Annotated in this window: 15 protein-coding genes; 7 read left to right on the top strand and 8 right to left on the bottom strand. The window is 61.9% G+C overall.

What is annotated here, in order from left to right; all coding sequences use genetic code 11:
- The first annotated feature begins 14 nt into the window (after nt 1-14).
- The 7 genes from B5T_RS16970 to flgL all read left to right on the top strand — a co-directional run bounded on the left by B5T_RS16970 (nt 15) and on the right by flgL (nt 7,237).
- Entirely contained in the window at nt 15-755 is a 741-nt protein-coding gene (locus B5T_RS16970) for a flagellar basal body rod protein FlgF (protein ID WP_014995761.1), read from the top strand.
- A gap of 58 nt (nt 756-813) precedes the next feature.
- Nucleotides 814-1,596 carry a flagellar basal-body rod protein FlgG gene (flgG, locus tag B5T_RS16965; RefSeq protein WP_014995760.1) on the top strand — a complete coding sequence of 261 codons (783 nt, stop codon included), beginning with the start codon at nt 814-816 and terminating at the stop codon, nt 1,594-1,596.
- A complete protein-coding gene (locus B5T_RS16960) occupies nt 1,565-2,257 on the top strand; it encodes a flagellar basal body L-ring protein FlgH (RefSeq protein ID WP_051015531.1) in 693 nt (230 codons plus the stop codon). Before flgG ends, B5T_RS16960 begins: the two co-directional genes overlap by 32 nt.
- Before the next feature lie 14 nt (nt 2,258-2,271).
- Complete coding sequence (locus B5T_RS16955; RefSeq protein WP_051015528.1) at nt 2,272-3,408, top strand: flagellar basal body P-ring protein FlgI; 1,137 nt, start codon at nt 2,272-2,274, stop codon at nt 3,406-3,408.
- Nucleotides 3,408-4,322: a flagellar assembly peptidoglycan hydrolase FlgJ gene (flgJ, locus tag B5T_RS16950; protein WP_014995757.1), complete on the top strand. Its 915-nt coding sequence runs from the start codon at nt 3,408-3,410 to the stop codon at nt 4,320-4,322. The genes B5T_RS16955 and flgJ overlap by 1 nt, the downstream gene beginning before the upstream one ends.
- An 81-nt stretch (nt 4,323-4,403) precedes the next feature.
- The gene (gene flgK, locus B5T_RS16945) at nt 4,404-6,023 is read left to right on the top strand and encodes a flagellar hook-associated protein FlgK (RefSeq protein ID WP_014995756.1); all 1,620 of its coding nucleotides are present in this window, start codon (nt 4,404-4,406) and stop codon (nt 6,021-6,023) included.
- 20 nt (nt 6,024-6,043) lie between these two features.
- Entirely contained in the window at nt 6,044-7,237 is a 1,194-nt protein-coding gene (gene flgL / locus B5T_RS16940) for a flagellar hook-associated protein FlgL (RefSeq protein WP_014995755.1), read from the top strand.
- Between the two features lie 72 nt (nt 7,238-7,309).
- On the opposite strand, the gene fliR is transcribed toward flgL, so the two are convergent.
- The 8 genes from fliR to B5T_RS22375 all read right to left on the bottom strand — a co-directional run bounded on the left by fliR (nt 7,310) and on the right by B5T_RS22375 (nt 12,891).
- Nucleotides 7,310-8,095, bottom strand: coding sequence for a flagellar biosynthetic protein FliR (gene fliR / locus B5T_RS16935; protein WP_014995754.1), 786 nt, complete (start codon nt 8,093-8,095; stop codon nt 7,310-7,312).
- A 3-nt stretch (nt 8,096-8,098) separates the two neighbouring features.
- Nucleotides 8,099-8,368, bottom strand: a complete 270-nt coding sequence (gene fliQ, locus B5T_RS16930) for a flagellar biosynthesis protein FliQ (protein WP_014995753.1) — start codon at nt 8,366-8,368, stop codon at nt 8,099-8,101.
- Nucleotides 8,369-8,381: 13 nt separating this feature from the next.
- A complete protein-coding gene (gene fliP / locus B5T_RS16925; RefSeq protein WP_051015620.1) occupies nt 8,382-9,086 on the bottom strand; it encodes a flagellar type III secretion system pore protein FliP in 705 nt (234 codons plus the stop codon).
- Nucleotides 9,087-9,136: 50 nt separating this feature from the next.
- Nucleotides 9,137-9,538 (bottom strand): flagellar biosynthetic protein FliO, encoded by a 402-nt coding sequence (fliO, locus tag B5T_RS16920; protein ID WP_014995751.1) that lies wholly within the window; start codon nt 9,536-9,538, stop codon nt 9,137-9,139.
- A gap of 3 nt (nt 9,539-9,541) precedes the next feature.
- On the bottom strand, nt 9,542-10,057 hold the full coding sequence (fliN, locus tag B5T_RS16915; RefSeq protein WP_014995750.1) for a flagellar motor switch protein FliN: 516 nt from the start codon (nt 10,055-10,057) through the stop codon (nt 9,542-9,544).
- Complete coding sequence (fliM, locus tag B5T_RS16910) at nt 10,050-11,081, bottom strand: flagellar motor switch protein FliM (RefSeq protein ID WP_014995749.1); 1,032 nt, start codon at nt 11,079-11,081, stop codon at nt 10,050-10,052. Before fliM ends, fliN begins: the two co-directional genes overlap by 8 nt.
- A gap of 42 nt (nt 11,082-11,123) precedes the next feature.
- Entirely contained in the window at nt 11,124-11,591 is a 468-nt protein-coding gene (gene fliL / locus B5T_RS16905; protein ID WP_051015526.1) for a flagellar basal body-associated protein FliL, read from the bottom strand.
- Between the two features lie 244 nt (nt 11,592-11,835).
- Complete coding sequence (locus B5T_RS22375; protein ID WP_014995747.1) at nt 11,836-12,891, bottom strand: flagellar hook-length control protein FliK; 1,056 nt, start codon at nt 12,889-12,891, stop codon at nt 11,836-11,838.
- Nucleotides 12,892-12,903 lie beyond the last annotated feature (12 nt).

The following is a 12,903-nucleotide window of genomic DNA, read 5'->3' as shown; positions in this document are numbered from 1 at the left end:
CCGAGGCCTGAGACATGGACCGCATCCTCTATACCGCCATGGTGGCGGCCAAGCAAAGCCAGGATCAGCAGGCGGTGGTCAGCAACAACCTGGCCAACGCCACCACCTCCGGCTTCCGCGAGCAGATTCACGCGCTGCGAGCGGTGCCGGTGCAGGGTGACGGCGCGCTGCCGACACGGGTGTCGATGATGGCGACCACGCCGGGTACCGATTTCAGTATCGGCCCGATCAACGCCACCGGCCGTGACCTGGACGTGGCCCTGCAGGAAGGCAACTGGCTGGCGGTGCAGGGTGCCGACGGTGCCGAGGCTTACACCCGTCGTGGTGATCTGCAGGTCAATGGCGAAGGCTTGCTGACCAGTGGTGGGCGGCCGGTGATCGGTGATGGCGGCCCGATCGTGGTACCGCTCGGCGCCAGCCTGTCGATTGGCGCCGACGGTACCGTCAGCGCCATTGGCGCCGGGGAACAGCCGGACGCCATCGCCGAGGTTGGGCGTCTGAAGCTGGTCAACGATGCCGCCGGGAACCTGGAGCGTGGCGATGACGGCTTGTTCCGCGCCGGGGCCGGTGCGCTGCCGCGTGATGAACTGGGGCGCCTGCAATCCGGTGCTCTGGAAGGCAGCAACGTCAGCACCATGGAAGCCATGGTGTCGATGATCAACACCGCCCGCCGCTATGAAATGCAACTGCAGGTGATCGAGCATACCGACCAGAATTCACAGCGGGCCAACGCCTTGCTGTCGATGAACGGATAACCGCCGGGCCGGCCCTGATCCGCCGGTTTGACGACGACGACAAGAAGGGGACGTCAGCATGATTCGCTCTTTGTGGACCGCCAAGACCGGTCTGGAATCGCAGCAGGTGAAGATGGACGTGATCGCCAATAACCTGGCCAACGTCAGCACCAATGGGTTCAAGAAATCCCGTGCCGTGTTCGAGGATCTGCTGTATCAGAATCTGCGCCAGCCCGGCGGTCAGAACGATGTGCAGAACCGTCTGCCCTCCGGTTTACAGATCGGTACCGGGGTGCGGCCGGTGGCCACCGAGCGCCTGCATGCCCAGGGGGGGCTGGAACAGACCGGCAACTCGCGGGATCTGGCGATCAACGGCAAGGGGTTTTTCCAGGTGCTGATGCCGGACGGCACCATCGCCTATACCCGTGATGGCAGTTTCCAGCTGGATGAGAACGGCCAGATGGTGACCTCCAGTGGCTATCCGCTGGAGCCGGCGATCCTGATTCCCGACAACGCGCTCAGCGTCACCATCGGTCAGGACGGTATTATTTCCATCACCGAGCCGGGTTCCACCGATGCCCGCGAAGTGGGGCAATTGACCCTTTCTTCCTTCGTCAATGCCGCGGGCCTGGAAAGCATCGGTGAGAATCTCTACCTGGAGACCGCCGCCTCCGGTATGCGTACCGAAAGCATGCCGGGCATGAACGGGGCCGGCCGGATTTACCAATCCTATGTGGAAACCTCCAACGTCAATGTGGTGGAGGAAATGGTCAACATGATCCAGACCCAGCGGGCCTATGAGATCAACAGCAAGGCGGTGCAAACCTCCGATGAAATGCTTGCCCGGCTCACCCAGCTCTGATCCGCGCCTGTGGGGGCTGGCCCTGGGGCTGTCTCTGTTGGCGGGCTGCGCGCAACTGCCACGTCCTTCCGTGGTGGGTGAGCAGGAGCGGGTGGAGATCGCCCAGCCGCCGGCGCCCCAGGCCAACGGATCCATTTTCCAGGCCAGGCGCGGCTATCACCCCTTGTTCGAGGACAACCGGCCGCGCATGGCTGGCGATGTGCTGACCATTGTGTTCGACGAAGAAGTCAGCGCCAGCAAGGTGTCCAGCAGTAACGCCAATCGTACCGGCAACAGCACCTTCACGCCGCAGGTGCTGCCCAAGGGGCTGGAGGATCTGGCCGACTATGGTTTCGACCTGAGCGGTGCAAATACCTTCGAATCGGGCGGCGGTTCCCGGGCCAACAACAGTTTTACCGGCACGCTCACCGTTACCGTTTTGGAAGTATTGCGCAACGGCAATCTGCGCGTGCGGGGAGAAAAGCAGATCGCCATCAACCAGGGAACGGAGTTTATCCGTTTCGCCGGCGTGGTGGACCCCCAGGTGATTCGCGGCGACAACTCGGTACTGTCCACCCGGGTCGCCGACGCGCGCATCGAATACGTCGGCGACGGCTACATCAATGAAGCTCAGCACATGGGGTGGCTGCAGCGGTTTTTCCTGAATATTTCCCCGTTCTGATGACGGCGCCAACCATGAAACAGTTTGCTTTCCCTGGTCCCCGATCGCACCGCCCGAAATGGTTGGTGGCATGGTTACTATTGCTGTTGTCGTGGCCACTGTGCGCCGGCGCCGAAACCCTGCGGGAACTGGCCAGCTTCGCCGGCGTGCGCGACAACACCCTGGTGGGCTACGGCCTGGTGGTGGGACTGGATGGCAGCGGCGACCAGACCATGCAGACGCCATTCACCACCCAGGGGCTGATCAACATGTTTTCGCAACTGGGCATTACCGTGCCGGCGGGGACCAATATGCAGCTGCGTAATGTGGCGGCGGTGATGGTGACCGCCGATCTGCCGGCGTTCGCCCGCCCCGGACAACGCATCGACGTGGTGGTGTCCTCGGTGGGCAATGCGCGCAGCCTGCGGGGGGGCACCCTGTTGATGACGCCCCTGAAAGGCGTGGATGGGCAAACCTATGCGCTGGCCCAGGGTAATCTGCTGGTCGGTGGCGCCGGCGCCGAGGCTGGTGGCAGCAGTACTCAGATCAATCAGCAGGCCGGTGGCCGTATCAGCGGCGGTGCCATGGTGGAACGGGAGGTGCCGTTGCAACTCGGCGGTGACAACGGCGTGTTGGAATTGCAGTTCCATGACGCCGATTTCGATACCACCTGGCGGGCGGTGCAGGCGATCAATGAGGAATTCGGCTCGCCGGTGGCCAGTGCCGTCAACGGCGGCGTCATTCGTCTGGTCGGCCCTCGCGACGATAATCGGCGGGTGGCGTTCATGGCGCGGGTGGAGCGCATTCCACTGAATCCCTCGGACGCTCCGGCCAAGGTGGTGATCAACGCCCGTACCGGCTCGGTGGTGTTGAACGGGCGCGTCACTCTGCGCCCGGCGGCGGTGGCCCACGGCAATCTCTCGGTCACCATCGATACCCGCTTTGGCGTCAGTCAGCCCGCGCCCTTCGGTGAAGGTGAGACCGTGGTGGTGCCGGACAGTGATATCCGTATCGAACAGGAAAGCGGTGCGCTGCAAGTGGTGGAAGGCGCGGATCTGATGGAAGTGGTGGACGCACTGAACGCGCTGGGCGCCACGCCCCAGGACCTGATGTCGATCCTGCAAGCGCTGAAATCAGCCGGTGCGCTGCGCGCGGAGCTGGAGATTCTGTAATGGCGATTGGCGCAAGCGACAACCAGTTCGCCCTTGATTTGCAGGGGTTGCAACGGCTCAAGCAAAAAGCCGCGCTGGACCCGGAGAAACAGCTGGCGCAGGCGGCGCAACAGTTCGAAGCGTTGTTCCTGCAGCAGATGGTCAAGAGCATGCGCGATGCCATCCCGCGCGCGGATTTGCTCGACAGTAATCAGTCCCGCTTTTATCAGTCGCTGGCGGATCAGCAGTTGGCACAGCATGTGGCGGGTCGTGGTGTCGGTCTGGCGGAGCAACTGATCAGCCAGCTGTCGCCACAAATCGGCGGTAGCTCTGATCTCGCCACGGCTTTTGGTGGCGCGCCCCGCACCTTGGGGGCGAGGCAGGCGCTGCCGGTCACCGCCCCGGACACCATAGCCGGAGCGGTGGAGAGACAGGCGGACTGGAATAAGGACGCGTTCCTGCAGCGGCTCTCCGGTCCCGCCAGGGAAGCCAGTGAGCGCAGTGGTTTGCCGCAGGAATTGTTGTTGGCGCAGGCGGCCCTGGAAACCGGTTGGGGGCGCTACCGCATCAGTACCGCCGACGGTGCCGACAGTCATAACCTGTTCGGCATCAAGGCCGGGACGGGCTGGCGTGGCGACACCACCGACATCGTTACGCACGAGTACGTGGATGGCGAGCGAGTGCGTCAGGTGGATCGGTTCCGGGTCTATGATTCGTACGCCGATGCCTTCGCTGACCATGGCCGTTTGCTCACCGAAAATCCGCGCTATGCCGCGGTGGCGGCGGCCCCGGATGGGCAAAACGCCGCCCGTGCCTTGCAGGCGTCAGGTTACGCCACCGATCCGGCCTACGCGGAGAAGTTGATAGCGATTATGGAGGGGTTGCGCGGCACGTTGGTGGCGAGCCATGCAGAAAGGTCAGACGTCCGATCCTGACGATAAATAAAGCCGCCGTTGGGACTCAAGTACCGCCGGCTGCCGCCGATAACCTGACTAGATAACGCAGGGATACCGTCGATGAGCTTGTTTTCCATTGGCCTGAGTGGTTTGAACGCGGCCCAGAATGCGCTGTACGCCACCAGCAACAACATCAGTAACGTCTACACGCCCGGCTACAATCGGGAGCTGGTTTTGCTGGGTGAGCGTGGTGTCGGCAATGGCGTTCGGGTGAATGATATTCAGCGCCAGTTCGATCAGTACGTGGCCGAGCAACTGAACCAGTCCACCAGCAACGCCAGCGCTTTGCAGGCCTATGAGACCCAGGTCAGCCAGATCGACAATCTGCTGGCGGATCAGGAAGCGGGGCTGGCGCCGCTGATCCAGAAATTTTTCTCCTCCCTGGAAGACCTGGCCGGGGCGCCTTCCGACCCTTCTTCCCGGCAGGGCGTGATCGGCAGTGCTGATACACTGTCCGCCCAGTTCCGCTCGTTCCAACAATATCTGGACGACATGCAGAACGGTATCAACGGACAGATCAGTGACGAAATCACTCAGATCAATAACACCGCCGAACAGATCGCCAATCTGAACCGGGAGATCGCCCTGGCCAAAGCCAAGCAGGGCGAAGCGCCGAACGCCTTGCTGAATCAACGGGACCAACTGGTGGCGGAACTGAGCGAACGTATCGACGTCAAGCTGTCGGTACAGGAAAGCGGCACCTACAACGTGAGCATCGGCAATGGTCAGCCATTGGTGGCCGGAACCCGCAGTTTCGAACTGGAAGCGGTGGAATCGGAAACCGATCCCTCCCGCCTGGTGGTGGGCTACCACGATTCCGCCGGCAATCTGGTGGAGCTGAAGAGCAAGAATATCCAGGGCGGTACCCTGGGCGGCTTGTTGAACTTCCGCGAAGAGACTCTGGATAAAACCCAGAACGAGCTGGGCCGGTTGGCCGTGTCCCTGGCCCAGGCCTTCAACGAACAGCATCGCGCCGGTGTGGATCTGAACGGCGACGCCGGCGAGGATTTGTTCGCCATTGGCTCCCCACGGCTGTACAGCCATGCCGACAATACCGGTACGGCCACGCTGTCGGTTGCCTTTGGCGATGCCGAGGGGCTGACCACCAGCGACTACACGGTGACGGTGGTCGATCCCGCCACCGGTGAGTTCGCCATTACCCGCAAGGACAATGGCGAAACCGTCAATGCCATCCTGGATGCCAATAATCAACTCAGCTTCGGTGGCGTTGTCGTCACCATCGATGACCCGACACAGCTGGCCGTCAATGATCGCTTCGATGTTCAGCCCACCCGGTATGCCGCCGGCGGTATGGAAATGTTGATTCGCGATACCGCCGAGATCGCCGCCGGCAGCGACGCCGGCAGTGGCAACAACGAGAATGCGCTGGCGTTGCAGGAGTTGCAGAACCAGTCTCTGGTCAGCGGCAACGCGACGTTCAGCCAGGCTTACGCTTCGCTGGTGGGGGATGTCGGCAACCGCACCAACATCGTCAAGGTGAATCTGGCGGCACAACAGGGTCTGCAAGAGCAGCTCAGCGCCGTGCAGCAATCGGTATCCGGTGTGGACCTTAACGAGGAAGCCACAAACCTGATTCGTTTCCAACAGTATTTCCAGGCCAACGCCAAGGTGATCGAAGTGGGCAGCACCGTGCTCGATTCGATCCTGGGCCTGCGTTAACCGGTTGAGGAGCCATCGTTATGCGCATCAGTACGGTGACCATGTTCGAACAAAGCATGACTTCCATGAATCGCCAGCAGGCCAACCTCATGAAAGTCAGTCAGCAAATCGCTTCCGGGCGCCGCGTGGTCAATCCCTCCGATGATCCCCAGGCCGCCTCCCAGGCCGTGCGTGTGGCGCAATCCCTGGCGCTCACCGAGCAGTATGGTGACGCGCGGGTCGGTGCGCGCAATGCGTTGTCCCAGGAAGAGAGTGTGCTGAACAGCGTCAGCGATTCAATCACTCAGGCCAAGACGCTGATCCTGCAGGCGGTGAACGGCACGCTCAGCGACGCCGATCGCGACTCCGCCGCCAGTGAACTGCGTGGGATCTATGAAACGCTGCTCGGCCAGGCCAACGCCACCGACGGTAATGGCCGTTATCTGTTCGGCGGCTACCAGGACGACAGCCCGCCGTTCGTTAAAAACGGGGGCGGTGTCGATTATGTGGGCGATACCCAGGTTCGCCAGCAGCGTATCGATGCCTCCCGTTTGATGCCGGTGTCCGATAATGGCGAGGATATCTTCCAGAGTGTGCATGCCAGTGCCGGTTATCTGGCCCGCGCAGATGGCGGTAATAGCGGCTCGGTGACGTTCACCGGACCGGACGTGGTCGACGTTGACGATGCGGATTTCGGCGGCGCCTTTACCATCGAGTTCGCTGATGACGGCACGGATATCACCTACAGCGTCAACGGCGGTGCGCCGCAACCGTATCAGGAAGGCGAACCGATCCGCTTTGGCGGTCTCTCCATGACGCTGGAAGGTACGCCGGCGGACGGTGACAGTATTGCGGTGGATAAAGCCGCCGACATGGATCCGGACTTGTTCGCCACCTTTGAGCGGGCTTTGGCGGTGCTGGAGAATCCGGCCTCTACCGACGCGGAGAAGGCGGCGCGTACCAACACCCTCAATAACACGCTGCGTGAACTGGACAACGGCCTGGACAATGTCCTCACCGTGCGGGCCTCGGTGGGCTCCCGCCTCAACGAGCTGGACGTGGTGGATACGGTGGCGGACAACCGCACCCTCAACTACGAGCAGACCATGTCCGATCTGGTTGACCTGGATTACGTGGAGGCGATTTCCGAGTACGTGCTTCGCCAGGTCGGCCTGCAGGCCGCTCAGCAGAGCTTCATGGGGATCAAGGGGCTGTCCCTGTTCGATCGGATGTAGAAGGCCAGCTTCCCATGGCATGAGCTACGAAGCCGCTGTGGGAAGCTTGCTTGCAAGCGAATGAACGCCCCGTCACGTCGCCAAACGCTCCAGCAGATGCTGCAAAACGCCCAACCCTTCTCCAAACAAGCCTTGAAGAAAACGCCCGAGATCGCCCATCAGCACCGTCAACAGGAACAGGCCCAAGGTCAGTGTCAGCGGGAAACCCACCGAAAATACCGTCAGCTGAGGCGCGGACCGGTTAAGGATGCCGAGCGCCAGATTGGTGATCAGCAGGGCGCAGACCAGAGGCAGTGCCAGCATCAGGCCGGATGCGAAGATGGTGCCGCCATAGCGCACCAGCAATTCGAAGGCATCGCTATTGAGGCCGGCCAGCCCTACCGGCAGCGTCTGAAAGCTGCCCGCCAGCGTATCGATCACCATCAGGTGGCCGTTCACCGCGAGAAACATCAGCAGCGTTATCATGTACAGAAAGCGCGATACGATCATGGTGTTGGCGCCGGTATCCGGTGCCACGAAGGTGGCGAAGGCGAGGCCCATTTGCAGCCCGATGAAATCGCCGGCGGCCATTACCACCGCGAACATGACCCGCAACACCAGTCCCATGGACACGCCGATCAATACCTGCTCCACCGACACGCCGAGGCCGGCCCAGGACATCACCGGAATCGCCGGGGGCGTCGGCAGATGAGGCACGATCACGATGGTGATCAGCAGACCCAGGCCAATCTTCATCTGCCGGGGCACGCTGGAGTGGCCGAGCAACGGCGCGGCACTGAAAAACGCCAGAATACGCAGAAAGGGCCACCAGAAGGCGGTCAGCCAGGCATGCAACTGATCGAAGGTGACCTGGATCATGGCTCAGGACAACAGCAAGGGCAGGTTCTGAAACAGCTCGCGGGTAAAGTCGATGATCAAATGCAGCAGCCATGGGCCGGCCAGCACCACCACCGCGAATACGCCGAGGATTTTTGGAATGAACGACAGGGTCATTTCGTTGATCTGGGTGGTGGCCTGAAACAGACTCACCAACAGGCCAATCACCAACGCGGTGATCAGCAGGGGCGCCGCCAGCATCAGCGTTACCATCATGCCCTGATAGGCCAGGCTCATTACCGCTTCCGGGGTCATGGCGTTTCTCCGTTCAGACGAAAAAGCTTTGTGCCAGCGAGCCGATCAGCAATTGCCAACCGTCCACCAGCACGAACAGCATCAGTTTGAAGGGCAATGAAATGGTGGCCGGCGGCACCATCATCATACCCAGCGCCATCAGCACACTGGCCACCACCAGATCAATGATCAGAAACGGAATAAAAATGGTGAAGCCGATCTGAAACGCGGTCTTCAGTTCACTGGTCACGAACGCGGGCAGCAATACGCGAAGCGGCACGTCCTCCGGTCCATTCAGGTTCTCCGTCTTGGCCAGCCGGGCAAACAACGCCAGATCCGGTTCCCGGGTCTGTGCCATCATGAATTCCCGGAACGGCTCGCTGCCCACACTGAGCGCCTGCTCGAAGCCCATTTCATCGTTGGATAAGGGGACCCAGGCTTCCTGGTACACCCGGTTCAACACCGGCGACATAATAAAAAAAGTAAGAAACAGGGTAAGTCCGAGCAGCACCTGGTTGGGCGGAGCCGATTGGGTGCCCATGGCCGTGCGCAGCAGACTGAACACGATAATGATGCGAGTGAAGCAGGTCATCATCAGTAGCAGGGCGGGCAGGAACGCCAGACTGCTGAGCAGTAACAGCGTCTGCAGTTGGATCGACCATTGTTGGCCGCCGTCGGCGGTGGGCTGGCTGGTGAGGCCGGGGATGCTGGCCTGAGCCCAGGCCAGACCGGGCAGCATCAGAGCGGGCAGTAAAAGAGCCGCCAACAACCGCCAGCGCGGGCCGCGCTTCACGATCCGGCCCTGCCGTTTTTGCCGTTGCCGCCGAGCGCCCTGGCGAAGCGCACGGCGAAGCTGACGTCGTTGTTTTCTCCATCAAGCGGCTCGTGCGGTGATGTGGCAGGTGTTGGCGCGGGCATTTCATGAACCTTATTGATGCCGCCGCCGCCAACGCCCAGCACCAGCCAGGTACCTTCCACTTCCACCACCACCAGCCGTTCCTTTGGACCCAGGGCGCGACTGCCGACCACTTTCAATGTCTGACCCTGCCCGGGCAGACCGTTGAGGCGGCGCAGCAGCCAGGCGCACAACAGGATAATGGCGACGATCAGCAGCAGCGCGAATGCGGTTTTACCGATCATCGCCAGCCCGATCCAGCCTTCACCGTGTTGTGCCAGGGTCTCGGTGTCCATGGTTCAGCGATTCAGCTTCTGTACCCGCTCGGACGGGGTGACGATTTCGGTGATGCGGATGCCGTAGCGGTCGTCCACCACCACCACCTCGCCCTGGGCGATCAGGTAACCGTTGATCAGAATGTCCATCGGCTCACCGGCCAGACCATCGAGCTCGATCACCGATCCCTGGGCCAGTTCAAGCAGCTGTTTTATGGTGATGCGGGTGCGCCCCAGCTCCACCGTCAGCTTGACGGGAATGTCCATGATCATTTCCAGATCACGGGGACCGGAGCCGATGCCGGCCTCGCCTTCCAGCGGTTTGAACACCTGGCCGCCGGCATTGCGGGTGGTGTCGCCTCCGTTGTTACCGTTGCCCTGGTCGTTGCCGGGGGCCGCGGACTGCTGTTCGGCCAGGGCTTCGGCCCAGGGATCATCCTCGCCGCCGCTGTTCTGTTCGTTCAACGCTTCGGACCAGAGGTCTTCGTGGTCCGGCTTCTCCGGTTGATCCGGCTGATCGGGTTTGTTGGGATCACTCATCTTCGGATTCCTTGGGTTGCGGCGTGGACGCTTTGACGAACGGGGAGGTCGAAGGCGGGCCGGTGTGATCGATCATGCGTACCACGCGCAACGCCCGTTGGTCTTCACGGCTGCCGTATTCGCACTCCATGACCGGCACACCGTCCACGTGGGCGCGCACGCTGTCCGGTAATTCGATGGGCAATACATCGCCTTGCTTCAAGGCCATCACGTCCGCGATGCGGCTGGCCACGGAAACGAATTCCGCCACCAGTTCCACTTCGGTCTGGCGTAACTCGCCGGCCATCCGCCGGGTCCAGCTTTGATCGCCTTCACGGCCATTGGGCCCCAGATTGGTCAGCACATCGCGCAGCGGCTCGATCATCGAGTAGGGGATGCACACCTGAAAATCGCTGGCCAGATTGCCGACTTCCAGATGGAAGGTGGTATTGACCACGATCTCGTTGGGGGAGTTGGTGATGTTGGCGAACTTGGCCTGTATCTCCGAACGCAGGTACTGGACATCCAGGGCGAAGACCGTGGTCCAGGCTTCCTGGTAAGCGTCGATGGCGAGGCGCAATACCCGGCGAATGATCCGCTGTTCGGTGTTGGTGAATTCCCGGCCCTCGGATCGGGTCAGAAAGCGGCCGTCACCACCGAACAGGTTGTCCACCACCATGAACACCAGCCCCGGGGGGAACACCACCAGGGCGGTGCCGCGCAGCGGCTTCATGGCAATCAGGTTCAGGTTGGTGGGGACCGGCAGATTGCGGGCGAAATCCTTGAAACTCTGATAGCGCACGGAATCCACGGTGATGTCGGCGCTACGCCGGATCAGGTTGAACAGCGCCACGCGGAAATGACGCGCGAAGCGCTCGTTGATGATGTCCAGGCTGTGCAAACGCTCCCGGATCACCCGATGCTGCGAGGCCGGGTCGTACGGTTTGATGCGCGACTCGTCGGCTTTGCCGCTGTCGTCATCGCCGCCGGGGCCATTCAGCAGGGCGTCGATTTCTTCCTGGGACAGCAGATCGTCTTGGGACATGGCGTTATCGTCAAGCAGCTTCGGTGAATATCGGAAGGCGGGTCATTGGACAATGAACTCAGTGAACAGAACGTCGTCCACTCGCAGGGACGGCTGGCCGCTCACCAGTTCCTCTTCGAACAGGGCGAGGATCTTTTCGATCAGTGCCTCTTTCCCTTCCGGCGTCATCATCTCCTCGGCCTTCTGGCCGGAGGTCAGCAGCAGTAGCCGGCTGCGCACCTGGGGCATGAAGTCATTGAGGAAATCCTCGGTGGTGCTGTCGCCTACCTGCAGGGATATTCCCGCATACAGCAGATGGCGCCCACATAGATCGTCACGCAAGTTCACCGTGAAGGGGGCGACTTTGACATAGATCGGCGAACGGGCGGTCTGCGCCACTTTCGACGCAAGTTTGTCGCCGCCGTTCTTATCCATCAGCAAATAGACATTGGCCGCCGCCAGAGAGGTGGTCATCACCAACAACGCGGCGATCAGCCACACCAGTTTCCGTGAACCTTTTTTTTCGGCCATGCTCATCCGCCTGATCAACTACTTCTCACGCCGCCGAGTATGCCGCCGAAGAAGCTTTGACCATGGCCGGAATAGAACGCGCTAATGGGGTTATCTCGAGGTTTTAGCGGTGGGGAGAAGGCTAGTGGTGCATCATTCGCTGCCAAGGCAGGCTCCCACAGCGGCTACGTAGCTCCTCTTCTGTAGGAAGCTGGTCTGTGGGAAGCTGGCTTGCCAGCGAATAACGAGGCGGGAGCCCGGCATCTCAAGCGTACAAATCCACTCCCGGATTCATTGATACGCGAGCAGTCGGCGCGGCGGGCTCGGTGACTTCGGACTCCACGGAAGAGGGGCCGGCAGTATCATGGGTCTGGGCAAACCGGGACGGTTGCTGCTGCCCCGGTTGCTGATCACTAACGCTCGCCTCGCCCAGGTTGATGCCTTGCTGCGCCAGCGCTTCGCGCAATTGCGGCAGTGCCTGCTCCAGGGCCTGGCGGACCAGGCCGTGGGCGGAGAAGAACTGGGCCTGGGCGCCTTGGTCATCCACCTTGAGTGAGACCGACAGCGGTCCCAGCTCCGCCGGATGCAGATGCAATTCCACACGATGTTCACCGCGCTGTTGCCATTGCGCCAATTGCAGACCCAGCTCTTGTCCCCAGCCCGGCTGGCCCACGGTGGTGGTGATGGCGGCGCTGGTGGTACCCGGCGATGCCGGCGCCGGTGCCGTGATGGTGTGAGAACGCTCGGTACCCGGCGTGCTCAGTAGCGGGGTATCAGCGCCGGAGGGAGCCACCGTCGGCCGTGGCAGGTCCGCTGATTCCGTCGCGGCCACGGTTTGTGGCAAGGACGGCGCGGGGCCTTGGTTTTCCGGTTTGATGACCTGGGACTCCGCCGTGACCGGAGAGGGGGAAGTGGCGACCGCCGGCATGCGGGCTTCCCGTGATTCGGCGCCTGACTGGGCGTTATCGCCGGCGGGCGCCGCCGCGATGGCGGTCTGAACCACCGGCGCCAGCAGCGCCGTCGTCGCTGCCGGCTCGTCTCCGGCATCACTGTCCGCGGCGTGCTCCGGCAAGCCTTTCTGTTGAACCTTTGCCTCGCCGAGCAGGGGAGCGCGCAGTGCCTGACTGAGTGCGTCGTCGGTCAGCGGCGCCAGCGCCGTGGTGGCGGCAGCGCTGACCTGAAGCCCGGCCTGTTCTGGCAGGGCGGTATTCTGGCTCAGCAGCCGCAAGGCCGTGGCGAAGTCCGCGCCTTCGGCGGGGGTGGCGTTGGTGGCGGGCTTCAGGCCACTGCCGGGCAAGGTCAACAGAGATTGAATGTCCATGGGGCTCCTCCG

The organism is Alloalcanivorax dieselolei B5 (assembly GCF_000300005.1).
GTDB classification, from domain to species: Bacteria; Pseudomonadota; Gammaproteobacteria; order Pseudomonadales; family Alcanivoracaceae; genus Alloalcanivorax; species Alloalcanivorax dieselolei.
This window is presented reverse-complemented; position numbering and strand designations above follow the sequence as displayed.

Excerpts from the sequence above, each read along its gene's own strand:
- fliP (WP_051015620.1), bottom strand. The coding sequence starts at position 9,086 with ATGCTGCCCGGTCTGGCCTGGGCTCAGGCCAGCATCCCCGGCCTCACC.
- fliR (WP_014995754.1), bottom strand. The coding sequence starts at position 8,095 with ATGATCCAGGTCACCTTCGATCAGTTGCATGCCTGGCTGACCGCCTTC.
- flgK (WP_014995756.1), top strand. The coding sequence starts at position 4,404 with ATGAGCTTGTTTTCCATTGGCCTGAGTGGTTTGAACGCGGCCCAGAAT.
- fliM (WP_014995749.1), bottom strand. The coding sequence starts at position 11,081 with ATGTCCCAAGACGATCTGCTGTCCCAGGAAGAAATCGACGCCCTGCTG.
- fliO (WP_014995751.1), bottom strand. The coding sequence starts at position 9,538 with ATGGACACCGAGACCCTGGCACAACACGGTGAAGGCTGGATCGGGCTG.
- B5T_RS22375 (WP_014995747.1), bottom strand. The coding sequence starts at position 12,891 with ATGGACATTCAATCTCTGTTGACCTTGCCCGGCAGTGGCCTGAAGCCC.
- flgJ (WP_014995757.1), top strand. The coding sequence starts at position 3,408 with ATGGCGATTGGCGCAAGCGACAACCAGTTCGCCCTTGATTTGCAGGGG.
- fliL (WP_051015526.1), bottom strand. The coding sequence starts at position 11,591 with ATGGCCGAAAAAAAAGGTTCACGGAAACTGGTGTGGCTGATCGCCGCG.
- B5T_RS16955 (WP_051015528.1), top strand. The coding sequence starts at position 2,272 with ATGAAACAGTTTGCTTTCCCTGGTCCCCGATCGCACCGCCCGAAATGG.
- fliQ (WP_014995753.1), bottom strand. The coding sequence starts at position 8,368 with ATGACCCCGGAAGCGGTAATGAGCCTGGCCTATCAGGGCATGATGGTA.
- B5T_RS16960 (WP_051015531.1), top strand. The coding sequence starts at position 1,565 with ATGAAATGCTTGCCCGGCTCACCCAGCTCTGATCCGCGCCTGTGGGGG.
- fliN (WP_014995750.1), bottom strand. The coding sequence starts at position 10,057 with ATGAGTGATCCCAACAAACCCGATCAGCCGGATCAACCGGAGAAGCCG.
- flgL (WP_014995755.1), top strand. The coding sequence starts at position 6,044 with ATGCGCATCAGTACGGTGACCATGTTCGAACAAAGCATGACTTCCATG.
- B5T_RS16970 (WP_014995761.1), top strand. The coding sequence starts at position 15 with ATGGACCGCATCCTCTATACCGCCATGGTGGCGGCCAAGCAAAGCCAG.
- flgG (WP_014995760.1), top strand. The coding sequence starts at position 814 with ATGATTCGCTCTTTGTGGACCGCCAAGACCGGTCTGGAATCGCAGCAG.